Consider the following 475-nt stretch of genomic DNA (forward strand, 5'->3'; position numbering starts at 1 on the left):
TCTGGCCGTTGAGCACAAGCCGAAAATGATCGTGGCCGGTTTCTCTGCCTACTCGCAGGTTCTGGACTTCCCACGCTTCCGCGCTATCGCTGACAAGGTTGGTGCTTACCTGTTCGTCGACATGGCCCACGTGGCCGGTCTGGTCGCCGCTGGCGTCTACCCGAACCCGGTGCCTTTCGCTGACGTGGTGACCACCACCACCCACAAAACCCTGCGCGGTCCACGTGGCGGCCTGATCCTGGCTMRSGCYAACGCMGACATCGAGAAGAAGCTSAACKCCGCRGTATTCCCKGGYGCCCAGGGCGGCCCGCTGGAGCACGTGATCGCTGCCAAGGCGATCTGCTTCAAGGAAGCGCTGCAGCCTGAGTTCAAGGCCTACCAGCAACAAGTGGTGAAAAACGCCCAGGCCATGGCCGGTGTGTTCATCGAGCGCGGTTTCGACGTGGTGTCGGGCGGTACTCAGAACCACCTGTTC

General features: G+C 62.2%; 1 protein-coding gene. It reads left to right on the forward strand.

Going from position 1 to position 475, the window contains the following annotated elements:
- Positions 1-475 (forward strand): PLP-dependent aminotransferase family protein (locus AC1DF0_RS32195; RefSeq protein ID WP_477577637.1); only part of this gene is annotated, 475 nt, incomplete at both ends.

The organism is Paenibacillus sp. 05T425 (genome assembly GCF_056396205.1).